Annotated in this window: 20 protein-coding genes; 14 read left to right on the forward strand and 6 right to left on the reverse strand. The window is 64.2% G+C overall.

Annotated elements, in window-relative coordinates:
• Window positions 1-4 precede the first annotated feature (4 nt).
• Together JQ46_RS08555 and JQ46_RS08560 are read right to left on the reverse strand one after the other, a co-directional pair.
• Complete coding sequence (locus JQ46_RS08555; RefSeq protein ID WP_034987289.1) at window positions 5-625, reverse strand: hypothetical protein; 621 nt, start codon at window positions 623-625, stop codon at window positions 5-7.
• 169 nt (window positions 626-794) lie between these two features.
• Entirely contained in the window at window positions 795-2,222 is a 1,428-nt protein-coding gene (locus JQ46_RS08560; RefSeq protein WP_034987292.1) for a dipeptidase, read from the reverse strand.
• Window positions 2,223-2,454: 232 nt separating this feature from the next.
• Between JQ46_RS08560 and groL the strand changes: the two genes are divergently transcribed.
• From groL to ppk2, 3 genes are all read left to right on the forward strand, one after another.
• Window positions 2,455-4,098 (forward strand): chaperonin GroEL, encoded by a 1,644-nt coding sequence (gene groL, locus JQ46_RS08565; protein ID WP_034987294.1) that lies wholly within the window; start codon window positions 2,455-2,457, stop codon window positions 4,096-4,098.
• Between the two features lie 265 nt (window positions 4,099-4,363).
• Complete coding sequence (locus JQ46_RS11355; RefSeq protein WP_005296897.1) at window positions 4,364-4,486, forward strand: PorACj family cell wall channel-forming small protein; 123 nt, start codon at window positions 4,364-4,366, stop codon at window positions 4,484-4,486.
• Window positions 4,487-4,647: 161 nt separating this feature from the next.
• Window positions 4,648-5,538: a polyphosphate kinase 2 gene (ppk2, locus tag JQ46_RS08570; protein ID WP_034987296.1), complete on the forward strand. Its 891-nt coding sequence runs from the start codon at window positions 4,648-4,650 to the stop codon at window positions 5,536-5,538.
• A 91-nt stretch (window positions 5,539-5,629) separates the two neighbouring features.
• On the opposite strand, the gene JQ46_RS08575 is transcribed toward ppk2, so the two are convergent.
• The 3 genes from JQ46_RS08575 to JQ46_RS08585 are packed head-to-tail and all read right to left on the reverse strand — an operon-like array spanning window position 5,630 to window position 10,327.
• Entirely contained in the window at window positions 5,630-9,529 is a 3,900-nt protein-coding gene (locus JQ46_RS08575; RefSeq protein ID WP_034987298.1) for a Pls/PosA family non-ribosomal peptide synthetase, read from the reverse strand.
• A 7-nt stretch (window positions 9,530-9,536) separates the two neighbouring features.
• Window positions 9,537-9,983, reverse strand: coding sequence for a MarR family winged helix-turn-helix transcriptional regulator (locus JQ46_RS08580; protein WP_011272986.1), 447 nt, complete (start codon window positions 9,981-9,983; stop codon window positions 9,537-9,539).
• Window positions 9,984-10,015: 32 nt separating this feature from the next.
• Window positions 10,016-10,327, reverse strand: a complete 312-nt coding sequence (locus JQ46_RS08585; protein ID WP_005296869.1) for a rhodanese-like domain-containing protein — start codon at window positions 10,325-10,327, stop codon at window positions 10,016-10,018.
• 87 nt (window positions 10,328-10,414) lie between these two features.
• Here JQ46_RS08585 and JQ46_RS08590 point away from each other — a divergent pair, with 87 nt between their 5' ends.
• Entirely contained in the window at window positions 10,415-12,928 is a 2,514-nt protein-coding gene (locus JQ46_RS08590; RefSeq protein WP_051876308.1) for an HAD-IC family P-type ATPase, read from the forward strand.
• A gap of 20 nt (window positions 12,929-12,948) precedes the next feature.
• On the opposite strand, the gene JQ46_RS08595 is transcribed toward JQ46_RS08590, so the two are convergent.
• On the reverse strand, window positions 12,949-13,431 hold the full coding sequence (locus JQ46_RS08595; protein WP_034987400.1) for an inorganic diphosphatase: 483 nt from the start codon (window positions 13,429-13,431) through the stop codon (window positions 12,949-12,951).
• 46 nt (window positions 13,432-13,477) lie between these two features.
• Between JQ46_RS08595 and dacB the strand changes: the two genes are divergently transcribed.
• The 10 genes from dacB to JQ46_RS08645 all read left to right on the forward strand — a co-directional run bounded on the left by dacB (window position 13,478) and on the right by JQ46_RS08645 (window position 23,190).
• Window positions 13,478-14,812: a D-alanyl-D-alanine carboxypeptidase/D-alanyl-D-alanine endopeptidase gene (gene dacB / locus JQ46_RS08600; protein ID WP_051876309.1), complete on the forward strand. Its 1,335-nt coding sequence runs from the start codon at window positions 13,478-13,480 to the stop codon at window positions 14,810-14,812.
• 38 nt (window positions 14,813-14,850) lie between these two features.
• The gene (tilS, locus tag JQ46_RS08605) at window positions 14,851-15,909 is read left to right on the forward strand and encodes a tRNA lysidine(34) synthetase TilS (protein WP_034987303.1); all 1,059 of its coding nucleotides are present in this window, start codon (window positions 14,851-14,853) and stop codon (window positions 15,907-15,909) included.
• Between the two features lie 90 nt (window positions 15,910-15,999).
• Complete coding sequence (gene hpt / locus JQ46_RS08610; protein ID WP_005296857.1) at window positions 16,000-16,581, forward strand: hypoxanthine phosphoribosyltransferase; 582 nt, start codon at window positions 16,000-16,002, stop codon at window positions 16,579-16,581.
• Between the two features lie 68 nt (window positions 16,582-16,649).
• Entirely contained in the window at window positions 16,650-19,067 is a 2,418-nt protein-coding gene (gene ftsH, locus JQ46_RS08615) for an ATP-dependent zinc metalloprotease FtsH (protein ID WP_034987305.1), read from the forward strand.
• Complete coding sequence (gene folE / locus JQ46_RS08620) at window positions 19,067-19,663, forward strand: GTP cyclohydrolase I FolE (protein WP_011272992.1); 597 nt, start codon at window positions 19,067-19,069, stop codon at window positions 19,661-19,663. The genes ftsH and folE overlap by 1 nt, the downstream gene beginning before the upstream one ends.
• Window positions 19,663-20,568, forward strand: coding sequence for a dihydropteroate synthase (folP, locus tag JQ46_RS08625; RefSeq protein WP_034987308.1), 906 nt, complete (start codon window positions 19,663-19,665; stop codon window positions 20,566-20,568). Before folE ends, folP begins: the two co-directional genes overlap by 1 nt.
• Window positions 20,561-20,926 carry a dihydroneopterin aldolase gene (gene folB / locus JQ46_RS08630; RefSeq protein ID WP_034987310.1) on the forward strand — a complete coding sequence of 122 codons (366 nt, stop codon included), beginning with the start codon at window positions 20,561-20,563 and terminating at the stop codon, window positions 20,924-20,926. The genes folP and folB overlap by 8 nt, the downstream gene beginning before the upstream one ends.
• On the forward strand, window positions 20,923-21,525 hold the full coding sequence (gene folK / locus JQ46_RS08635; RefSeq protein ID WP_034987313.1) for a 2-amino-4-hydroxy-6-hydroxymethyldihydropteridine diphosphokinase: 603 nt from the start codon (window positions 20,923-20,925) through the stop codon (window positions 21,523-21,525). The genes folB and folK overlap by 4 nt, the downstream gene beginning before the upstream one ends.
• Window positions 21,526-21,536: 11 nt before the next feature.
• Window positions 21,537-22,031 (forward strand): DUF3180 domain-containing protein, encoded by a 495-nt coding sequence (locus JQ46_RS08640; protein ID WP_005296841.1) that lies wholly within the window; start codon window positions 21,537-21,539, stop codon window positions 22,029-22,031.
• Window positions 22,032-22,041: 10 nt separating this feature from the next.
• Window positions 22,042-23,190, forward strand: a complete 1,149-nt coding sequence (locus tag JQ46_RS08645; RefSeq protein WP_011272996.1) for a DUF6779 domain-containing protein — start codon at window positions 22,042-22,044, stop codon at window positions 23,188-23,190.
• The last annotated feature ends 5 nt before the right edge of the window (window positions 23,191-23,195 follow it).

Raw genomic sequence — 23,195 nt, forward strand, 5'->3', positions numbered from 1 at the left:
CGCGCTAGAAGTGCAGGCGGGCAGCCGCGTTGCACAGGGCGCTAGCGATGGAGGTATCGCGGTCCGCGCCGAAGCCAACTGCCCACACACGCTTGGACTTGTGCACCGCGTAGATGAAGGTCACGGTGGCCTCGAAGATGTCGTACTGGTGGAACTCTGCGACTTCCACGGGGAAGCCGTGGTCTGCCAGGGTTTCCGTCATTGCCGAGGATGCGCCCATCGCGGTGATCTCCACGCGGGTGGACTGTCCATCGGCGCGCAGGCCACTGACCTGCATGTCGAAGTCGTGGCGGCCCAGAGAAAGGCGGGTGGCCTTCAGGTAGTCCACGCGGATCGCGCCGGGCGCGTAGGTGCGGATGAACTCTTTCCACTCCATGCCGCGTGCTTCCTGGCGCATGCCCACCGGCAGGCGCTGGCCGAAGCGGGCGCGGAACGGATCCTCCGCGAAGGTGCGGGTGCGCTTGCGGCGCTTCTCGATGCGGGTGTGCACCGGCTCGCTGTACGTCTTCGCGGTGGAACGGCGACCGCTGGGTAGCGGGGTGTACACAGGCGCGTCTAGATCGAGGTTCTGGTCCGAGCTGGCGAAGCGGATCAAGGTCGTGGTGTTCGTAGAGGAAACGTTCATGATGGCTCGATTTTCTGGAACAAGATCTAGTTGGCCTTGGGCACCCGCTGAATGGGTGCTCAAATAAAGTTGGGTACCTATATAAAGTACTGCTAGTTAAATAATGTAATCCGTCTCACTCTGAGAATCAAACTGTTGTCTTTATCTCATTAGGTGAGATTCTGGGCGGCTAGCTGTGCTCCTCCGCGGTGCGCAGCAGGAACAGCAGCTCGGCCGTCGCGATGGCCTCAATCTCGCCCGGATCCACGGACTCGTCCGCGGAGTGGATGGCGCACTTCGGCTCCTCGATGCCGTACAGCGCGAGCTCCGCCTGCGGGTACGCGCCCAGCAGCTTGTTGGTCAGCGGAATCGACCCGCCGGAGGCGACCTCCATCGTCTCCTTGCCGTACACCTCGCCCAGCGCCTCGCCGAGTCGCTGCAGCGCCGGGCCGGAGGTATCCGCCTGGAATGCCTCGGCCAGGGAGCCGCGCTCGATCTCCACCTGCGCGTTCGTCTTTTGGCTCTCCAGGTGCTTGACCAGCAGATCCTGGCACTCCTGCGGCTCGCGTCCCGGCGGCACGCGCAGGCTCACCACGGCCGCGGCGGTCGCGGGCACGGAGTTCACCGAATCCGCCACCGACAGCGCATCCAGGCCTGTGATCGTGATGGACGGATTCATCACCGTCAGGTCGTTCGGCTGCCACTCGCCGGCGCCGTACAGCTCCACGCCGTCGGTTACCCCGGCGTTGTCGCGGAATTCCTGTTCTGTTGGTCCGACGCCACCCCAGCGCTCCTTCGGCTCCAATCCCGGAACGGCCACCAAACCGTTTTCGTCGTGGAGAGTGGAAAGAAGCTGCACCAGCTCGACCAGTGCATCCGGAGCCGAGCCGCCGAACTGGCCGGAGTGCATCGGCTGTGCCAGCGTGCGGGTGCGCACCGTGACCGGCGCGGAGCCGCGCAGCGCGGTGCACAGGCTCGGCTCGCCCAGGGCGTCATTGCCGGAATCGGCAATGAGGAAGGTGTCGGCGGCGAAAAGCTCCGGCTTTTCGGCCAGCAGGTCCTCCAGGCCATAACCGCCGCGCTCCTCCGAGCCCTCGACGACGATCCGGATGCCGAGATTTTTGGCGGCGGGGAAGTGGGCGTCCGAAAGAATAGAAAGAGCACGCAGCACAGCAACGTGCATGGCCACGTGACCCTTGCAGTCGGCGGTGCCACGGCCATACCAGCGGCCATCGCGTTCGGTCAGGGTCCACGGGTCATCGGTCCACGCCTCGATGTCGCCGGCGGGCTGCACGTCGAAGTGGGAATACAGGAGGATGGTGGGGTAGCCCTCAGCGGGCTCGCGCAGGCCGATGACGGAGGTGGAGCCGTCGGTGGTGACGTGGCCTTCGACAGGGATGCCCACGCTGGTGAATGCGTCGATGACCCACTGCGCGGCGGCGGCATTGGCCTCCTCCAGACCCGGGGTGGAGTGGACCGACTCGAAGGAGACGAGGGTGGTGAGGTCTTCCTTGAGTTGGGGCATCTGCTCCGCAATGGCGGTGCGGGCGAGGTCTAGCTGTGAGGTGTTGGATGCGCTGTTGGATTCACGGTTGGATTCACTGTTGGTATCGCTCATAGGTAACTACTGTAGCGACCGGACGGGACAGCCGATGTGCATGCACGGCACCTTGCAGACGATGGGGGAGAGTGCTAAAAACGGGTTTAGCACTTGAACTAAGGGAGTGCCAGAAAATAATCGTCAGATGAAGTGAGGGTGAATGTCGCGACATTCATTCACCCGTGCCGTCGCGGGCGCTTGATCTGAGCCGTATGTGTCGCCAACTCTAAACGGAGGATCGAAAAGCCTCATGGCTAAGATGATTGCATTCGACGAAGAAGCACGCCGCGGACTGGAAAAGGGTCTGAACACCCTGGCAGACGCGGTTAAGGTAACCCTCGGCCCGAAGGGACGCAACGTTGTCCTGGAGCGCAAGTGGGGCGCCCCGACGATCACCAACGACGGTGTGACGATCGCTCGCGAAATCGAGCTGGAAGACCCCTACGAGAAGATCGGCGCCGAGCTGGTTAAGGAAGTTGCCAAGAAGACCGACGACGTCGCTGGCGACGGCACCACCACCGCTACCGTCCTGGCGCAGTCCCTGGTGCGCGAGGGTCTGCGCAACGTTGCTGCTGGCTCCAACCCGATGGGCATTAAGCGCGGCATCCAGGCTGGCGTGGAGAAGGTCACGGCAGAGCTGCTGGGTCACGCTAAGGAGATCGAGACTCAGGAGCAGATCGCCGCTACCGCCGGTATCTCCGCTGCTGACGAGAAGATCGGCGAGCTGATCGCCGAGGCTATGTACAAGGTCGGCGACGGCCAGCTGAACAAGGACGGCGTGATCACCGTCGAGGAGTCCAACGCCTTCGGTGTGAACCTCGAGGTCACCGAGGGTATGCGCTTCGACAAGGGCTACATCTCCGGCTACTTCGCCACCGACGTCGAGCGCGGCGAGGCTGTGCTGGAGGATCCATACATCCTGCTGGTTAGCTCCAAGATCTCCAACGTGAAGGACCTGCTGCCGCTGCTGGAGAAGGTCATGCAGTCCGGCAAGCCGCTGCTGATCGTTGCCGAGGACATCGAGGGTGAGGCTCTGTCCACCCTGGTTGTCAACAAGATCCGCGGCACCTTCAAGTCCGTCGCTGTGAAGGCGCCGGGCTTCGGCGACCGCCGCAAGGCGCAGCTGCAGGACATCGCGATCCTGACCGGCGGCCAGGTCATCGCCGAAGAGGTTGGCCTCTCCCTGGAGACCGCAGACCTGCCGATGCTGGGTACCGCCCGCAAGGTCGTGGTGACCAAGGACGATACGACCATTGTCGACGGCGCAGGCTCCGCAGAGCAGCTGGCTGGCCGCATCAAGCAGATCCGCCAGGAGATCGAGAACGCGGACTCCGACTACGACGCTGAGAAGCTGCAGGAGCGCCTGGCTAAGCTGTCCGGTGGCGTTGCAGTGCTGCAGGTCGGCGCTGCCACCGAGGTGGAGCTGAAGGAGCGCAAGCACCGCATCGAGGATGCCGTGCGCAACGCTAAGGCAGCCGCGGAAGAGGGCATCGTCGCCGGCGGTGGCGCAGCCCTGCTGCAGACCGCCAGCGTGCTGGACGACAACCTGGGTCTCGAAGGCGACGAGGCTACCGGCGTGCAGATCGTACGCGCAGCCCTGGCAGCTCCGCTGAAGCAGATCGCTCACAACGCTGGCCTGGAGCCGGGCGTGGTTGTGGACAAGGTAGCCAACCTGCCCGCAGGTGAGGGTCTGAACGCCGCAACCGGCGAGTACGTGGACCTGCTGGGCGCTGGCATCTCCGACCCGGTGAAGGTGACCCGTTCCGCGCTGCAGAACGCTGCTTCCATCGCGGCACTGTTCCTGACGACCGAGGCTGTTGTCGCGGACAAGCCGGAGCCGGAGGCGCCGGCAATGCCGGGCGCCGACGAAATGGGCGGTATGGGCGGCTTCTAAGCGCCCGTGTAAACACAACTGAAAGTAGCTAGTTTCCCTAGATTTAACCTAGGTAGACTCGCCGTAAAAACAACCCCTGAGCTGGATCTTTACCAAATCGTTACCCCCTGGTGGGGGTGGATTTAAAGAAGGTCTCGCCCAGGGGTTGTAGCTTTTCGCAGATTCGCTACTCTATTCACAGACGGCCTAGAGGGGGCGTCACTACCACAAGAAAGTTTTGGGCCCAGGGAACCTGGCGCCCCCGATCTCTTAAGAGGAGAACACAATGATCGATCAGATTACCGAGATCTTCGGCCAGCTGGGCACCTTCCTGGGCGGCTTCGGCAACATCTTCAAGGGTCTGAAGGACGTTATCGAGACCATCGTTAAGTGGACCGCTGCTAAGTAAGCTTCCGCTTAAAAGTTAAAACCCCGGCTTCGGCCGGGGTTTTTTCATTCCCTTCCTAACCCCGTATGGTTCCGGCACATCTGTATAGCCGGGCTAAAAGCACTAGAATGGGAAGTGCTAATACAGTTTAGAAATCTTCAGGCGAAGGAGAACCCAGGCACATGGCCGAAGAAGAATTCCACATGGTTGATCTTGCCGCTACCGAGGGCTACTTGGTGGACGACTCGGATGAAGACGATCCGGTACTGATCACTCCGGACGGCCATCGGGTTGATACCTGGCGCGACCAGTACCCCTACGACGAGCGCATGAGTCGCGACGAGTATGAGACCACCAAGCGCGCCCTGCAGATCGAGCTGCTGAAGTTCCAGAACTGGACCAAGGACACCGGCCAGAAGCACATCATTATTTTCGAGGGTCGTGATGCTGCCGGTAAGGGCGGCACCATCAAGCGCTTCAACGAGCACCTGAACCCCCGTGGTGCCCGCACTGTGGCCCTGGAGAAGCCCTCCGAGCGCGAGTCCACCTCCTGGTACTTCCAGCGCTACGTCCAGCACTTCCCATGCGGCGGCGAGATCGTCTTCTTCGACCGCTCCTGGTACAACCGCTCTGGCGTGGAGCGCGTGATGGGCTTCTGCACGAACGATCAGCACGCAGAGTTCCTGCGTGAGGTTCCGATGCTGGAGAACATGATCATGGGTTCGGGCATCTCCCTGACGAAGCTGTGGTTCTCCGTCACTCAGAAGGAGCAGCGCACCCGTTTCGCCATCCGCCAGGTGGACCCGGTCCGCCAGTGGAAGCTCTCCCCGATGGACCTGGCCTCCCTGGACAAGTGGGATGACTACACCCGCGCCAAGGAAGAGCAGTTCCGCTACACGGATACCAACGAGTCCCCGTGGATCACCATTAAGTCCAACGACAAGAAGCGCGCCCGCATCAACGCGATGCGCTACGTCCTGTCCAAGTTCGAGTACGCGGACAAGGACCACGAGGTCGTCGGCGAGCCGGATCCGAAGATCGTTAAGCGCGGCCGCGACCAGATCGGCGACTAATAGCGCCCATCCGGGCTGGCCGGATCGAGTCAGTACGCGAACAAGCCCCGGCTGCCCTACACAGGGCGGCCGGGGTTTGTGTTTGTGGAGGTTAACCTTCCACGATCTCGATCGGGTTGCCTTGCCACCTCGTTGCTGCGGGCACGTGGTCGCCGCGCATAACTAGTGACGCCGGGCCGACCGTCGCCGCTTGTTCGATCGCTGCGGCGGGCAGAGCCACGCTGTGCGATCCCATCGTTGCGCCGTCACCCAGGGTGACGGTATCTAGACTCATCACGCGGTCCTGGAACAGGTGCGTCTGCACCACACAACCCGGGCCCACGCTGGCACCCCGGCCAATGCTGACCAGGTCCGCCTCGGGCAGCCAGTAGGAATCCAGCCAAGCGCCCCGGCCGATCTTCGCGCCCAGCGCGCGCAGGAAGATGTTCAGGCTGCCGGTGCCCATCGTGTGCGCCAGGAACCATGGGCCGGCTACGGTCTCCACAAACTGATCCTGCAGCTCGTTGAGCCACACGAAGGCCGACCACAGCTCGTGCTCGCCCGGCTTGATGCGCTGCACGCACAGCCACTTCATCAGCACCGTTACCGCCGCTGCCACGAAACCAGCGCCGACCAGAACCAGGCCGGAGACCGCGAAGGCCTGCCAAATGCCCTGGTTCACCAGCACCCACTGCAGCGCCAGCACCACGCCCGCCGCAATCATGGCGGAGGTCATCGGCGCCAACAAGCGCAGGGTCTCCACGATGCCGCGGGCCACCTTCAGGCCGAAGCCCGGGTTGTAGGTGCGGGATTCGCCACCGGCCTCCACGGCCACGCGGCGCAGACGCTCCGGCGGGGAGCCCAGCCAGTTACTGCCAGACTTTGTCTTCACCGGGGTAGAGGAGAGCACGGCTACCAGAGAGTTCTTCTTCAGCGTGCGATCCGGGCCGGCGATACCGGAGTTACCCAGGAAGGAACGCTTACCCACCTTCGTGTTACCGGTGAGCATCCAGCCGCCACCGCCGAGCTCGTAGCCGCCGACCATCGTGTCATCCGCCAGGAACGCGCCCTCGCGCACCTCGGCGAAGCGCGGCACCATCACGGCGGTGGAGATCTCCGCATCCTTGCCCACCTTGGCGCCCAGACTGCGGAACCACAGCGGGGTGAGCTGTGCCGCATACATCGGGAACAGTTGCGTCCGGGCGCTATCCATCAGGCGCTCGACCGCCCAGACACGCCAGCCGCTGAGGCTGCGCACAGCCACCACGCCCGGCTTCAGGCCTGCGGACAGAAGACGGACGGACAGCCACGTCAGCGCTGCGTACGTTGCGAATGCCACCAGGCCACCGACTGCGGCAATGGGAAGTGCTAGCAAGGGGGCGTCAACAGGAACGAGCCACAGCACAAACGCCGCAGCGACGAACACAGCCACCAGGGGCAGGAAAGACATCGCGATGGCGCTCAGCGCGTAGAGCCAGAACCACATGGTACGGCGCGGGGCGACCTGCTCCGGGAAACGATTGCGGGCCTTGCCGACCTTCACCGCTGGCGAGCCCGCCCACTGCGAACCGGCCTTGACCTTCTTTGCTCCCGTGACGGCCGAGCCGGGCTCGATGTGAGCACGGGCGCCGATGTGGGCACCGGGGAACAGGGTGGAGCGGGCGCCGACGGAGGCGTCCTTGCCGACCTCGATGCGTCCGACATGCAGCACATCGCCCTCCAGCCAGTAGCCGGAAAGGTCCACCTCTTGCTCGATGGAACAGTGCTTGCCCAGGGTCAGCAGGCCAGTGACGGGCGGCAGGGTGTGCATCTGAGCGCCCTTCCCGACCTTCGCGCCCAGCCAACGGGCATAAGTAGTGATCCATGCAGCACCCGAGACATCGCGCGCGCCGGAGGAATCCGCCACGCGCTCCGCAGCCCAAATACGCAGGTGAACAGAGCCGCCGCGCTTATAGTCGCCCTCTCCGATGCCTGCCGTAATCAGGCGGATCAACAGCGCGGACAGCGGCAGACGGCCCAACGGGGTGGCGAAAACGATCACCGCGGCGATGACCACGGCCCACGGCACGTCTACCATCCACGGCAGGTCATCCGCCCACGAGGAACCGTGGAACAGGATGGCGTTGAATACCAGGATCCAGGTGACCCACTGCGCGCCCGCGAGAGTGAGCGCCGGAACCTGGATCAGGGCCTGCGCAAGGCGGGTGCCGATGCCCACCGGCTTGGCAGGCTTGACGTCCTTGGCCTGTGCGGCCTGGCCAGTGCCCGCGCTGCCGGTCTTCTCACGTAGAGAGTCGATGTGTTCGGCCAGTGCGCCCAGGCGGGAGTGATCGTAGAGATCGCGCACGCTGACGGTCGGAACCTCCTGGCGCACGCGGCTGATCAACGTGGCCGCGCCCAGAGAGGTGCCGCCGAGGTTGAAGAAATCTGCATCCGGGCTGGTCACTGCCGTGCCGAGCGCATCGGCGAATAGCCCCGCCAGCCACTGCTGGGTGGGGTTGTCGAACTCCGCGTTGCCACTGGAAGGCAGCGGCCACGGCAGAGCCTTCTTGTCCACCTTGCCGGAGGTCGTCACCGGCAGCTCGTCCAGCGCGCACAGGCGCGGAACCATGGCAGCGGGCATGGAGTCGCGCAGCTGGTCTAGCGCCTGCTGCTGGTCGAAGTCCTCGACATTGCCCTCGGTGGAGACGTAGCCCACCAGCACCTTGTCGCCGCCGCCGGTGGTCTGCACCACGACGGTGGAGCTGCGCACTCCGGGGAGGGCGGACAGTGCGGCGTCTACCTCACCGAGTTCGATTCGACGCCCACCGATCTTCACCTGGTCGTCGATACGACCGACGAAGTACAGGCCATCTTCCTCGAGGCGCACATGGTCACCGGAGCGGTAGGCACGTTCCCAGTCGAGCTCCGGCATGGGCGCGAACTTCTCCGCATCCTTCTCCGGATCCAGGTAGCGGGCCAGGCCGACGCCGCCGATGATCAGCTCGCCGGTCTCACCCCAGCCCACCGGCTGGTTGTTTTCGTCAACGACTGCCAGATCCCAGCCGCGCAGGGGAGTGCCAATAGAAACCGGGCGCACCCCGTCCATGGTGGTGCCGCAGGCCACGACAGTGGCCTCGGTCGGGCCATAGGTGTTCCACAGCTCGCGGGAATCGGTGGCCAGGCGGGCGGCCAACTCCGGCGGACAGGCCTCGCCGCCGAAGATCAGCAGACGCACGGCATCCAGGGCCTCATCGGGCCAGAGACCGGCCAGGGTCGGCACGGTGGACACGGCCGTGACGCTGCGGGAAACCAGCCAAGGGCCCAAGTCCACACCAGAGCGGACCAGGGCGCGCGGGGCCGGCACCAGGCAGGCGCCGTGGCGCCAAGCCAGCCACATCTCCTCGCAGGAAGCGTCGAAGGCCACGGAAAGCCCAGCCAGCACGCGGTCGCCCGGGGCTAGCGGCTCGTCCTGCAGGAACATCTCCGCCTCCGCGTCTACGAAGGCAGCTGCATTGCGGTGGGTAACCGCCACGCCCTTCGGCTTGCCGGTGGAACCGGAGGTGAAAATGATCCACGCATCGGTCTCCAGGTCCGGGCCGAATGCCTTCTTGGAGGCTGCCCCGGGATCTGCCTGCAGGTTTTCGTCGACTAGCTGTAGCCCGTCAGCGCCGTAGATCGCGGCCACACCGGCCTCGCCGAAGACGAGGGAAGCTCGTTCCTCGGGGTCGTCGGCGTCAACAGGTACATAGGCAGCACCGACGGCCAGGGTGGACAGAATAGCGATGTAGAGCGAGCGATCACCGCTGGGCATACGAATACCGATGCGGTCGCCGCGCCCGAGGCCACGGCTGTGCAGCCCCTCGGCGGTTTCGTTGATCTCGTCGAGCAGTTCGGAATAGGTAATAACCCCCTTGCCGTCGTCGATGGCGGGGGCTTCAGGGGACGCCGAAGCCGTCGCACGCACAATGTCGATGAGCGTGCGAGGCTCCGGTGCCTCGTGGGAACGGAGGTACCGGGAAGGGATCTGCACTTTTCGCCTAGGCCTCCTCGGTAGAGATGATGGCCTTGGCCAGCTTGCTCAAGTGCTTCAGCTGCTTGGAAGTGGATTCGTCCAGCGCCTTATCCTCTGCGGAGGCGACCAGAGGGGAGAGGCTGGTGTAGGTCTTAGTGCCCTTCTTGGTCACCGAGATGATTTGGCGGCGACGATCCTTGGGATCCTTAACCCTCTTAGCGAGGGAGCGCTTTTCCAGGGAGTCAACCAGGCGAACCATGTCGGAGCGGTCCACTCCGAGGATTTCGCCTAGCGTGGCCTGGCTTGCTGCATCGCCATCGACGAGGCAGGCAAGAACCCAGAATTCGCGCAGGTTGAAGCCCTTTTCCGCGAGCGCGGTCTCTACGAAGTCGCGGGTGCGGCGGCGTAGGCGCTCAAGCTGGAATGAGGGCGAAGACAACAAGTCAGCGGGTAGCGGCGTGTTTTCGGACATGCCACAAATATAACGCCGACCATGGGTCTTGTCTAATTGTGGGGTTGCCCCACGATAGGGAGTCCGGCGTCTCGCCAGCCGGCCGTGCCGTTAGCAACGTTGATTGCGTCGATGCCATTCTGCTCCAGCCACTGGCAGGCGCGTGCGGAGCGGCCGCCGGACAGGCAGATCAGGTAAATATCCTCGTTCAGATCTAGCTCGCCGTAGCGAGCCTGCAGCTCGGAGAGAGGCAGGTTGGTCGCGCCCTCGGCGTGCCACTGGTTGTATTCATCCACCTCACGGATGTCGATTAGCTGGGCGCCAGCAGGAACATCGGTGGGCTGTACTGTTTCGAATTCACTCATGGCGCCCCATTGTAGGCAAGGGGGCAAAGGTGTGGGCAACCAGTGAGGTGGAGTCGAATGGCGTGCAGTTAAACAGCGTGGAGTTAAATGGATGGGGCACCCCGGTGGAATGCCGCCGGGCCATCTACGCAGGAGGTTGAATTGGCGCACGCCAGCGAGCAAGCCGGTGCCGAAGAGCAGGCTGACCTTTCGCGGGGTCTTACGGCCGCCGAAGTAGAGGAGCGCACGCAGCGCGGCGAAGTGAATACGCAGAGCCGCGGAACCGGCCGGAGCGTGGCGCAGATCCTGCGCGCCAACATCTTCACCCGCGTCAATGCCATCCTCGGTGTGCTGTGTGCGATCGTTCTGTCTACCGGCTCGGTCATCAACGCCGCCTTCGGTTTGCTCATCATTGCCAACTCCGCGGTGGGCGTGATCCAGGAGCTGCGCGCGAAGAAAACCCTCGACAAATTGCGCATCGTCGGCGAATCGGAACCCACCGTCATCCGCGATGGCGAGGAAAAGACCATCCCGCAGCACGAAGTCGTCCTCGGGGACATCATCAAGCTGCGCAGTGGGGACGAGGTCGTGGTGGACGGTACGGTGGTGGCCGGTTCGCTGCGCGTTGACGAGTCCCAGCTCACCGGCGAAGCCGATGCCGTGACTAAGGGCGAGGGCGACGAGATTCTCTCCGGGTCCTTCGTCAACGAAGGCTCCGCAGTTTTCCGCGCAGATAAGGTCGGCGACGAGGCCTACGCCGCACGCCTGGCCTCGCAGGCCAGTGAGTTTTCGCTGACCGACTCTGTGCTTATGAATGGCATCAACAGCATCCTCAAGGTAATCACCTGGCTGCTTATCCCCACCGGCATCCTTACGATCTGGACCCAGCTGGTTCGCTCCGATACGGGTCTGCGTGAATCCATCCTTTCCATGGCCGCGGCGATCGTCCCGATGGTGCCGGAGGGTCTGGTGCTCATGACCTCCATCGCCTTCGCCGCGGGCGTGATTCGCCTCGGCAAGTACAAAGCCCTGGTCAACGAGCTCGTCGCTATTGAAGGTCTCGCGCGCGTCGATACGGTATGCACCGATAAAACCGGCACCCTCACCACCAATGAAATGGAGCTGGATTCCATCGTCGCCGCGGACGGCAGCCCCGCGGACGGTAGCGACGCGGACGCAGCCTGGGCGCGCAACCTCGCCTCCATGCTGAACGCTCAGGACGACCTGAACGACACCGCCCGCTCCATCGCGGCCGGGCTGCGCGAGCGCGGTGTGGAGCCCGACCAGTGGCAGGGCCACGAAATCCCCTTTAACTCGCGCTACAAGTTCTCCGGGTTCGCCTGCTCTGACGCCACCGCTTGGATCATGGGCGCTCCCGATGTGCTTCTGCGCGAAGGTGGCCGCAGCGCAGAAACGGCCGCAGATACCGCCAAGCAGCTGGGCGATCAGGGGCTGCGCGTCCTCGTGTTCGGCAAGCTCGAAGGCGCCGATGGTGCCGGTGGCGATGCCTGGTCCAACACGGAGAACCTCAGCATGGATTCCGCCCCGCAGCTGACCGAACCGGTGCTCGTGGTGTTGCGCCAGCAACTGCGGTCCGACGCCCGCGAAACGCTCGCGTACTTCGACGAGCAGAACGTGGACATCAAGGTGATCTCCGGCGATAACTCGGACTCCGTGGCGGCGGTCGCGCGCAAGGCGACCGACCGGGAGCTCGTGGCGGTGGATGCCCGCACGTTAAACGGCCTGGACGATGAAGCCTTCGATGCCGAGATCAAACGCGGAAACGTCTTCGGGCGGGTCAGCCCGGAGCAAAAACAGCAGATGGTGGAATCGCTGCACCGCCAAAACCGCACGGTGGCCATGACCGGCGACGGCGTCAACGACGTGCTGGCGCTGAAGAAGGCGGACATTGGGGTGGCCATGGGTTCGGGCGCACCCGCAACGCGCAGCGTGGCGCAGCTAGTGCTGCTGACGAATAAGTTCTCCGCATTGCCCCGTGTGGTGGCCGAGGGGCGCCGCGTGATCGGCAACATCGAGCGCGTGGCACACCTGTTTCTGACGAAAACGGTCTACTCCGTGGTGCTGGCGCTGGTGGTGGCGGTGTTGGGGATCTCTTTCCCATTCCAGCCGATTCACGTGACGATCACCGGCTGGTTCACCATCGGCATCCCGGCGTTCATTCTTTCGCTGGCTCCGAACACGGAACGTCCGCGGGACGGTTTCGTCAGGCGTGTGCTGTCTTTGGCGATTCCCTCTGGCGTGCTCATCGGCGGCATCTGCGTGACGATGTGGATCATCATCTACCCCGGTGCGGAGGTGCCGGAAATTCAGCGACAACAGGCCGGTACTGCCGTGCTGTTGGCGCTGATCGTCATGGGTTTGTGGGTGCTGGGTATTGTGGCGCGGCCGTTGAATTGGTGGAAGGTGCTTTTGCTGGCCGGCTGCGTGGGTGGTTACCTGGTGATCTTCCTGGTGCCGCCGCTACGCGAGTTGTTGATTCTGCACACGGGCAACCTCAAGCTGATGTTCACGGGGTTGGCCGTGGGTGCAGGCGGGGCGGCGCTCATTGAGGTTGTGCACCAGATCGCCGCCCGACGGCAAGCGGCTCTGCGTGAGCCCTAGCTTGCCGGAGCTAGTCCGAACTAGCCCTTGTAGCGCTCGATGGCCTCGTCGAGGATCTTTACTGCTTCCTCGGCGTTGCCCCAACCGGAGCCGTTGACTTCCTTGCCCGGCTCCAGATCCTTGTAGTGGACGAAGAAGTGCTCGATCTCGTTCTTGGTGAACTGGTCGATGTCCTCGATGTCCTGGAACTGGTCGAAGCGGACGTCGTCCAGCACGCACAGCAGCTTGTCGTCGCCGCCGGCCTCGTCGGTCATCTTGAACACGCCAACCGGGCGGGCCTCAACGATCACGCCGGGGAAGACCGGCTCCGGCAGGATCACCAGTGCGTCCAGCGGGTCGCCGTCCTCGCCCAGGGTGTGGTCGATGAAGCCGTAGTCGGCCGGGTATGCCATCGGGGTGAACAGGTAGCGGTCGAGGTGGACCTTGCCGGTCTCGTGGTCGATTTCGTACTTGTTGCGGGAACCCTTCGGGATTTCAACAGTTACTTCGATTTTTTTGCTCATGCGCACCATTCTAACCGAGCGTCTTTTTTCGGCTAGGGTGAAACGAGTGAGTGAGCAGAAGTCCCTGAAAGTATGGCTGTGGAGCATCCTCGCCTTCGTGGTCGTCGTTGCGGTCGTGGTGGGGGCTGCTGTGGTGTGGTCGCTAAACGGTCGCTACGAGGTGCAGGCCGCCGAGCAGCTGGCTGAGCCCACGCCGGTGATGCACGCGCCCGAGGGGGATGTGCCCGATGTTGAGGCCGCGGTGCGCCGAGCCGCTGCGGATCCGGCGCTCGGCATGCTGTCTGCCTCTGTCACCGACGCGAAGACTGGCGAGGTGCTGTGGGCCAGGGATGAGAACCGGAAGCTTACCCCGGCTTCTGCCACCAAGCTGGCTACTGCTGCTGCCGCGCTGCTGGCGCTAGACGGTGCCGCTACGTGGAAGACCGAGGTCCTGCAGGATCCTTCCGACCCCGGCACGCTGTATCTGCGCAGCGATGGCGATGTCACTCTTTCCCGCGACGGCAATGGCTTTTTTAACGACGCTGCCTCGATCGCCACGCTGGCCGAGGACGTAAAGAAGGAGCTGGGGGGTCAGCCCGTCAACAAGATTGTCGTGGACAACTCCATTCGTTCCGAAGACCTTTTCAACAAGTCGTGGGATCGCGCGGATATCGATGGCGGTAACGTCGCGAACCTCGATGCTGTGATGTTGGACTCCGGCCGGCTCAACCCTGGGGAGTCCTATTCTGCCCGCTCCCACACCCCTGGTGAGGATGTGGGGCGCGCCCTAGCCGATGCGCTCGGCGCTAATGCGGAGGTCGGTGTTTCTTCGGAAATGACGCCAGATCTCAGCAACCAAAGCCCTATTGCACAGGTCGAGTCTGCACCGCTGAAGGTTCGCCTGCGCGACATGCTGGTGCACAGCGACAACATGCTGGCCGAGGCCGTTGGCCGGGAGATTGCTAAGGCGAAAGGCGCACCACAGACTTTTGAGGGCGCCACGAAGGCGACTCTGGACGTGCTGAAGGAACACGGCATCGATACCGAGGACGCGGTGCTTTTCGACAACTCGGGTATGAGCGACAAGAACCGCCTGACCGCCCACGAACTGGATGCCCTGCTGGCCAATGAGCAGCTGCGGCCTTTGCTGGACATGCTGCCGGTCTCCAGTGTGGAGGGAACCCTGGCGGAGCGCTACGGTGCTGGTTCGGGGGCGGAACAATCCGCAGGCTGGGTGCGCGCCAAGACGGGCACCCTGTCCGGGGTTAATACTCTGGCGGGCACCGTCATGACCTCCTCCGGGCGTTCCCTCACTTTCGCCTTCCTGTCCAACGACTCTTCGCCGGACGCCGCCCGCCCGGCGTTGGATCGGCTGGCCGATGCGGTGCGTTCCGCAAAGTAGTAGCCCAGCAGAGTAGTAACCCAACCGAGTAGCAGCTAATGAGTGTGCAGTCGCAGATCCGAGCCTGGCTGCAGGCACTGGATAACAGCGAAGCGGGCGCAGCACGAACCGGCGCAGCACGGGCGGAGCAGGTTCGCGCCGGGGCAGTAGTGGGACTGTCTGGCGGCGCGGACTCATTGGCGCTCGTCCATGGGCTGCTGCGCTGCGGAGTACCCGTGCACGCGGTGGTGGTTGACCACCAGCTGCAGGCGGGCTCGGTGCAGGTGGCGGCGGAAGCTGCGGCCACCGCACGCTCGTTGGGCGCCACAGTGGAAGTTCGTACGGTTGAGGTCGCAGGGGCGGGCGAAGGCCCGGCGCGTGCAGCTCGCTACCGCGCCCTGGGCAATGCTGCCGCCGGGCGCCCCCTGTTGGTCGCCCATACTGCGGACGACGATGCCGAAGGGCTGCTAATTGGGCTGACCCGCGGATCTGGGGCGGAGGCCATCGCCGGGATGCGCGGTGTACACACCGACCACGTCGCCGTGGCTGCGGGGGCGGCCTGGCTCGGTCGGCCACTACTGCGCTGCACGCGGGCGGAGACGGAAGCGGAATGCCTCAACGCGGGGCTTTCCTGGTGGGAGGACCCGCACAATTCCAGCGATGCTTACCTGCGCAGCCGCATTCGCACCCAGGTGCTGCCATATCTGCGGGATCAACTCGGGGAACATATCGGCTCTAACATGGCGCGCACCGCGCGGATGCTGCGGGAAGATGCCGAGCTACTGGACGAGCTCGCGGCACGGGGACTGCGGGTGGCGGAGCAGGGGGCGTCATTAAAATGCGCCGAACTACAACAACAACCAGCGGCACTACGGCGCAGAATCGTTAAGCAATGGCTGGCCGAACGCACCGGACCGCTCACCAGCGCGCACCTGCACGCCATAGACACGCTGGTCGTGGCATGGAAAGGACAGGGAGGTGTGGCGGTACCCTGGCCGCAGGGCTCGCCTACAATTGGCGAGGTAACCGCCCAGGCGAACACCGACCTGCGGCGCACGCATCGACTAGTGGTGCAGCGCCGCGACGGGTATCTGCAGCTAGCGACTGTCCCCAGGTAGTAGCTGCGCGCTAGAATGCCAGGCAGGCATAAACGGCGGAGAAAACCGACGGAAACCACAGCGAAACAACACGACGAGACGAGGTCTGCGATGCACAGCGAGAAGAACTTCAACGTCCCGGAAAACCCATACGGCGACGATCTGGAAAGTATCCTCATCGATGAGGAAACGCTGCACGCCCGCATTAACGAGCTGGCCAAAGCCACCGCTGACCGCTTCCGCGACGAGGAAGACGACCTCATCCTGATCTGCGTGCTGAAGGGCGCGGTGTTCTTCATCACCGACTTCGCGCGGGCGATCGACATTCCGACGCAGCTGGAGTTCATGGCCGTGAGCTCCTACGGAAACTCCACCAGCTCCTCCGGCGTGGTGCGCATCCTGAAGGACCTGGACCGCGACATCGAGGGCCGCAACGTGGTGATCGTCGAGGACATCATCGACTCCGGCCTGACCCTTTCCTGGCTGCTGAAGAACCTGCGCAACCGCAACCCGAAGTCCCTGTCCGTCGTTACGCTGCTGCGCAAGCCGGAGGCGCAGAAGGTGCAGATCGACCTGGCCGAGGTCGGCTTTGACATCCCCAACGAGTTCGTTGTGGGCTATGGCCTGGACTTTGCCGAGCGCTACCGCGACCTGCCCTACGTGGGCACCCTGCACCCGCGCGTTTACCAGTAAAGCGCTAGATTTAAGCGACATAGAGAGCTGTTCGCACGGCATTTAGAACCAACAACACTCTAGGAAATATGGAAAAGAAGAAGGTACTGAGGATCGCGGGCATTGTCGCTGTGATCCTCATCGCGATCTATGCGTTCGGTGTTTTAACTGATGACGCCCGCGGCTACGACGAGGTCGAGACCTCAATAGCCCTGAAGCAGCTGGAAGACAAGAACGTCAAGGAAGCTCAGATCAACGATCGTGAGCAACAGGTACAGCTGAAGCTGAAGGACTCTATCGAGGTCGAAGGCAAGAAGGACATCGAGCAGGTCATCGCGAAGTATCCAGGCCGGGCGGCGCCCGAGATCTTCGACGCGGTAAAGAAATCCGAGGCGGAGAAGTACAACACCAAGGTCACCGAGGATAGCTTCCTGGGCAGCCTGCTGGTGATGCTGCTGCCGATGCTGCTGATCTTCGGCCTGCTGATGTTCATGCTGTCCCGTATGCAGGGCGGCAGCGGCATGGGCGCCTTCGGCTTTGGTAAGTCCACTGCCAAGCAGCTGAATAAGGACAACCCGGACACGACCTTCGACGACGTCGCTGGTGCTGACGAGGCTGTGGAGGAACTGGACGAGATCCGCGACTTCCTGACCGACCCGAGCCGCTACGAGGCGCTGGGGGCGAAGATCCCGCGCGGCGTGCTGCTGTACGGTCCGCCCGGTACGGGTAAGACGCTGCTGGCGCGCGCAGTGGCCGGCGAGGCAGGCGTGCCCTTCTTTACCATCTCCGGTTCCGACTTCGTAGAGATGTTCGTCGGTGTAGGTGCCTCCCGCGTGCGCGACCTATTTAAGCAGGCGAAGGAGAATTCGCCGTGCATCATCTTCGTCGACGAGATCGACGCGGTCGGCCGTCAGCGTGGCGCCGGCATGGGTGGCGGCCACGACGAGCGTGAGCAGACCCTGAACCAGCTGCTGGTGGAAATGGACGGCTTCGGCGACCGCGACGGAGTGATCCTGATGGCCGCCACCAACCGTCCGGACATCCTGGACCCGGCGCTGCTACGCCCGGGCCGCTTCGACCGCCAGATCCCGGTGACCAACCCGGACCTGGCGGGCCGCGAACAGATCCTGAACGTGCACGCGAAGGACAAGCCGCTGGCCAAGGACGTGGACCTGAAGTCGCTGGCCAAGCGCACCGCGGGCATGTCCGGTGCGGACCTGGAGAACGTGCTGAACGAGGCCGCCCTGCTGACCGCCCGCGTGGAAGGCAACGTGATTACCGCCGACGCGCTGGAAGAGGCCACCGACCGCGTGGTGGGTGGCCCGCGCCGCAGCTCGAAGATTATCTCTGAGCACGAGAAGAAGGTCACCGCCTACCACGAGGGCGGCCACACGCTGGCTGCCTGGGCGATGAAGGACATCGACCGCGTTTACAAGGTGACGATCCTCGCGCGTGGCCGTACCGGTGGCCATGCCATGACCGCCCCCGAGGACGACAAGGGCATGTACAACCGCTCCGAGCTGTTCGCCCGCCTGGTCTTCGCCATGGGCGGCCGCGCAGCCGAGGAGCTGGTCTTTGGTAACCCGACCACTGGCGCTTCTGCGGATATTGAGATGGCCACGAACATCGCCCGCGCGATGGTGGTGGAGTACGGCATGAGCCCGGTTGTGGGTGCCGTGAAGTACGGCCAGGACGACGGAGACCCGTTCGTCGGCCGCGGCGGCCAGGGCGGCAACCAGCCGTCCCAGAACGTGGCCAACCAGATCGACGAACAGGTGCGCATGCTGATGAACAAGGCCCAGCAGGTGGCCTACGACGTGCTGCGTGAGAACCGGGACTACCTGGACACCCTGGCTTCCAAGCTGCTGGAGAAGGAAACTCTGCGCCGCCCGGACCTGGAGGCCATCTTCGAGGGCATCGATACTCGCGAGGTGTCGGACATCTTCCCGATGCAGGATCTGGACCGCCCGTGCGATCACCGCGATCCGGTGAAGACCCCGGTAGAGCTGGCCCGCGAGCGTGGCGAGGAGCCGCCGGAGAAGACCAACTTCTTCTCCGCCGCCCGCCGTGCCCGTATGGAAAAGCGCAAGGCGCAGAACGAGCAGCGCCAGGCCGAGCGCCTGCAGCAGGGTCAGCAGCAGTTCCCGCAGACCCAGCAGGCTCAGCACGCCCAGCAGGGTCAGCAGAGGCAGCACGCCCAGCAGGGTCAGCAGAGGCAGCAGGGTCAAGGCTTCGCCCGCCCGGTGCCGCCAGAGGAGGAGCGCGGATTCCGCCTGCCCGAGAACGAGCAGCCGGATCACCAGCCGGAGAAGCCCGCGCAGCAGAAGCAAGCTGTGCAGCCCGAGCAGCAGCCGCAACCTGAACAGCAGCGCTCGCAAGACTCGCAAGAACCGCAGGCGCGTTATCGTCGCGGCGAGATGCCGGAGCAGACGTTCCCTTGGGATAAGCACAACGGTGGCTACAACGGCAACGAGTCCGGTGGCCAGCACAGGCAGGAAGACAAGTAGTGAATAACCCACAGCAGCCGCTCGACCCCGGCTCCTTCGACCAGGAGCGGGCAGAGGCGGCCATCCGTGAACTCCTTTTCGCCATTGGCGAAGACCCCGACCGCGAGGGTCTGCAGGAAACCCCGGCCCGTGTGGCCCGCGCCTACCGCGAGACGTGCGCCGGGCTATACGAGGATCCCACGGAGGTTCTCAACAAGACCTTCAGCGAGGATCACCGCGAGCTGGTGCTCGTGCGCGACATCACCTTCTACTCCATGTGTGAGCACCACCTGGTGCCCTTCTTCGGCAAGGCGCACATCGGATACATCCCCGGTGAATCCGGCAAGGTCACAGGCCTGTCCAAACTGGCCCGCCTGATCGACGGCCTGGCGAAGCGCCCGCAGGTCCAGGAACGCCTGACCTCGCAGGTGGCCGACGCGCTGGTGGACAAGCTGGACCCCTCCGCAGTGATCGTTGTCCTGGAGGCCGAGCACCTGTGCATGGCGATGCGCGGCATCCGCAAGCCCGGTGCCAACACGGTGACCTCCGCGGTCCGTGGCGGATTCCAGAAGAACGCGGCCTCCCGCGCAGAGGCAATGGCGCTGATTCGGCCGTGATGGGCTCTGCTGTGACTGGCACCAACGCGAACGACCCCCAGCGCACCCTCGTGATGGGCAGCCTCAACGTCACCGAGGATTCCTTCTCCGACGGCGGGGATTACCCAGACACCGCGGCCGCGCTGGCACACGCCGAGGCGATGGTCGCTGACGGTGCGGACATCATCGACGTCGGCGGGGAATCCACCCGCCCGGGCGCCACTCGCGTTGCCCCGGAGGTCGAGGCCGCCCGCGTCACCCCCGTCATCGAGGAGCTATCCCGCCGGGGAATCGCCACCAGCATCGACACGATGCGGGCATCCACGGCGCGGGCCGCCTGGAAAGCGGGCGTCACCTACCTCAACGACGTCTCCGGCGGCCTGGCGGACCCCGACATGCTTCCGCTGGCCGCGGAATCCGGCCTGCCGATCATTCTGATGCACTGGAACAAGGGAAACGCCGCGGACTTCGCCGGAGCTGAGGGCTACCACGACCACGGCGAGGACATCGTCGGCCACGTCATCGGTTGGCTCGAGCAGAGGATCGAAGCGGCGGAGGCGGTAGGCGTCACAAAGAAACAGATCTACCTGGACCCCGGCATCGGGTTCGCGAAGACTCCGCAGGAAAACTGGCAGCTCCTCGGAGCGACCGAACGGCTGGTGCAGATGGGATATCCGGTGCTGGTGGGGGCCTCGCGCAAGCGCTTCCTCACCGCGCTGCGCCCCGCGAGCGACGGCAACCCCGGCACCCCGGAATCGGCGGACGATGCGACGGCGGCCACCTCCGCGCTGGCGGCGGCAGTTGGCGCATGGGCCGTCCGGGTGCATAAAGTAGCCCCGACACGGGCCGCAGTGGACGTCGCACACGCAATGGCCACCGGACGCGGCCCCGACATCGACGAGCAATGGAGGGCGCGACGTGGCTGACCGCATCGAGCTCATCGGCGTGGAGGCTTTCGGCCACCACGGCGTGTTTTCGGACGAAAAGAACACCGGCCAGAAGTTCATCGTGGACATGGTGGTGTGGACGGACTTCCGCGCCGCGGCAGATTCGGACTCGTTGGAAGACACGATCAACTACGTGCAGCTGGCTGACATCGCCGTGAACGCGGTCGAGGTGCAGGAAGGCCACGACCTGATCGAAACCCTGGCCTCGAAGATTGCCGACCAGATTGCGGAGCTGGGCGGGGTGTACGCCGTGGAGGTCACGGTGCATAAGCCGCAAGCGCCGATCGCCCACCCGTTCGGCGACGTGCGGGTGGTGGCTCGGAGGTCCAAGCGATGATCACAGCCTTCCTGGGAATTGGCTCGAACATGCCCGGCGACGTGGGCAGCCCCACCGCACAGATCGAACGCGCCTACGAGCTGCTGGCGATGCACCCGGCCATCGAGATTGTGGAGAAGTCGCGGATCTTCGTCACCCCGCCATGGGGTGGGGTGGAGCAGCAGGAGTTCCGCAACTCCGTGGTGGCCGTGCGCACGTCGCTGGACCCGCTCGCGCTGCTGCACCACTGCCAATTTGCCGAGGCCGTCGCGGGGCGGGAGCGCGAGGTCCGGTGGGGCCCGCGCACCGTCGATGTGGACATTCTTTTTTGTTTTGACGCCCAGTCCCAGCCCCTGCAGTCCCAGGGAAAGTGGGGGTTTGAGCTGGTTATTCCGCACCCCTACGCCCACGAGCGGGCGTTTGTGCTGGTGCCGCTGAGCGACCTGCAGCTGGCCCGGGAACCCTGGTGTACCTTGGGCGGGCGAGGCATCCTGGAGTGGCTAGAAGAGGTTGATCCGGCCGAGCGGAAGGCTATCGTCCCGGCGGATCGGTCCGAACTATCGGTCCCTGGCGAGGGCCAAAGCCTAGGAACAAAGACTAGGACCAAAGACGAGGGATAAAGAGGCAGCACATGAGCCCGCTGAAGCGCACGAAGATCTCCACGCTGGCTGTCGTGGCGATCGTGTGCGCCCTCATCGCCTGGGTTAGCACGCTGAGTTTCTATGGAAGCTTCCCGCCAATTAAGACCACCGGCTCCGTGCTGCTGTGGATTTTCGCAATCGTGTGCGCCGTGGCGGGCTGGATGATCCGCAAGCGCATCGGCAGCAGCAGCGGGGTGGGGATGGATCGCACACAGATGCAACCGACGACGGTGGTTCAGTGGCTGGCGCTCGGCCAGGCCACGGCATGGGCCGGGTCGGTGTTCCTGGGAGTGTTCGTCGGGGTGGGACTTTATGTTCTGCCGAACGCGGGGCACCTTATGGCCGCGGAGGCCGATGTGCCGGGCGTGATCGCCGGGGCTCTGGGGGCTTTGGCAGCCGTAGTGGCTGGGGTTTGGCTGGAACGCAGCTGCGAAGCGCCACCGCCGGATGCGCCATTAACGCCCAACGGGCTCGACGTTGGGTAGTGTGTTGTCCATGAGCTTCCAGCAGTCTCCTAAGCCACAACAGTCTCACCAGCCGCAGTCGCAGCCTTTCGATGGGCACCAGTCCCCGGAATCCCTGGGATACGATGACGACTCCGCCCGTCAGGGCTCCGACTTCCAGGGCTCCGACTTCCAGGGCTCCGACTTCCAGGGATCTTCCGTGGCTTCCAACGAGCCTTCGGGACTCTCCCGCTTCCTTATGTATGGCCTGGTGGTCCTGGCGCTGCTGGCCAGCGTGCTGATGCTGTTCATGGATTCCGATGGCTGGCTGAAGGTAGCGCTTATCGCTGCCCTCTGGGCTGCCTTCTTCGGCGTGGTGTTGGTGCTGCGATACTCGGGTGCTTTGAAGCTGGCGCGCGAGCAGGCCGAGAACCAGGAGAGCTACTTCCAGTCGCAGCTGGAGCATGAGCGTGCTCAGCTGGAAAAGCGCGAGGCTGCGACGCAGGCAAAGTACGCGGCGGAGGCCAAGAAGTCCCAGGATCAGCGAGATAAGCACCTGGCGGAGCTGCGTGCGGAGCTGGCTCACATGCGTAAGCAGCTCTCGGAGCTGACCGGCGAGGACTTCGACGAGGGCGAGCAGCGCGCGGTGCGTGCGACCGCCGAGCGAGTCCGCGAGCTGGGACACAGCGTCGGCGGACAGGCGCCCCAAGCTACAGGCCGCCCGGCGCCCCAGTCGGCAGGCCAGCAGCAGCCGGGCCAACAAGCACAGCAACACAAGGCACAGCACCGCAATAAGCCGAAGTTCAACACTGGCACTTTCGCTGCCGTGAACTGGACCGGCCAGGATTCCGAGGAGACCTCCCAGCTGCCGCTGGTCGTGGACACTACCGCGATGGACGAGGCCAAGCGCGCTAAGGCCGCAGGGGCCAAGGTTGCCCAGCCGAAGCCCGCGCAGAAGCGCCGCGCCCAGATGCCGAGCGCGGAGGCTGTTCGCCCCGGCCGCGTTCGCACTGGCGCCGCCCCGGAAGCTGGCGCCCAGGATGCTGACGCGAAGCAGGCTGGGCAGTCGAAGCAGGCTGGGCAGGCTGAGGAGCATGCTGGGGCGACGGGAACCACCCACGGTCGTCGTCGCGCAGACGAGGTAGAAAACGGCCTCACGGTCGCAGAGCTGATGCAGCGCTTCAAGAATCGAGAGAAGTAAAAACC

This window comes from Corynebacterium jeikeium (assembly GCF_000738175.1).
In the GTDB taxonomy this organism is placed as follows: domain Bacteria; phylum Actinomycetota; class Actinomycetes; order Mycobacteriales; family Mycobacteriaceae; genus Corynebacterium; species Corynebacterium jeikeium_C.

Bases quoted from the DNA above. Each gene is read 5' to 3' on its own strand.
- JQ46_RS08555 (WP_034987289.1), bottom strand. From the start codon at position 625: ATGAACGTTTCCTCTACGAACACCACGACCTTGATCCGCTTCGCCAGC.
- JQ46_RS08560 (WP_034987292.1), bottom strand. From the start codon at position 2,222: ATGAGCGATACCAACAGTGAATCCAACCGTGAATCCAACAGCGCATCC.
- groL (WP_034987294.1), top strand. From the start codon at position 2,455: ATGGCTAAGATGATTGCATTCGACGAAGAAGCACGCCGCGGACTGGAA.
- JQ46_RS11355 (WP_005296897.1), top strand. From the start codon at position 4,364: ATGATCGATCAGATTACCGAGATCTTCGGCCAGCTGGGCACCTTCCTG.
- ppk2 (WP_034987296.1), top strand. From the start codon at position 4,648: ATGGCCGAAGAAGAATTCCACATGGTTGATCTTGCCGCTACCGAGGGC.
- JQ46_RS08580 (WP_011272986.1), bottom strand. From the start codon at position 9,983: ATGTCCGAAAACACGCCGCTACCCGCTGACTTGTTGTCTTCGCCCTCA.
- JQ46_RS08585 (WP_005296869.1), bottom strand. From the start codon at position 10,327: ATGAGTGAATTCGAAACAGTACAGCCCACCGATGTTCCTGCTGGCGCC.
- JQ46_RS08590 (WP_051876308.1), top strand. From the start codon at position 10,415: ATGGATGGGGCACCCCGGTGGAATGCCGCCGGGCCATCTACGCAGGAG.
- JQ46_RS08595 (WP_034987400.1), bottom strand. From the start codon at position 13,431: ATGAGCAAAAAAATCGAAGTAACTGTTGAAATCCCGAAGGGTTCCCGC.
- tilS (WP_034987303.1), top strand. From the start codon at position 14,851: ATGAGTGTGCAGTCGCAGATCCGAGCCTGGCTGCAGGCACTGGATAAC.
- hpt (WP_005296857.1), top strand. From the start codon at position 16,000: ATGCACAGCGAGAAGAACTTCAACGTCCCGGAAAACCCATACGGCGAC.
- ftsH (WP_034987305.1), top strand. From the start codon at position 16,650: ATGGAAAAGAAGAAGGTACTGAGGATCGCGGGCATTGTCGCTGTGATC.
- folP (WP_034987308.1), top strand. From the start codon at position 19,663: ATGGGCTCTGCTGTGACTGGCACCAACGCGAACGACCCCCAGCGCACC.
- folK (WP_034987313.1), top strand. From the start codon at position 20,923: ATGATCACAGCCTTCCTGGGAATTGGCTCGAACATGCCCGGCGACGTG.
- JQ46_RS08640 (WP_005296841.1), top strand. From the start codon at position 21,537: ATGAGCCCGCTGAAGCGCACGAAGATCTCCACGCTGGCTGTCGTGGCG.
- JQ46_RS08645 (WP_011272996.1), top strand. From the start codon at position 22,042: ATGAGCTTCCAGCAGTCTCCTAAGCCACAACAGTCTCACCAGCCGCAG.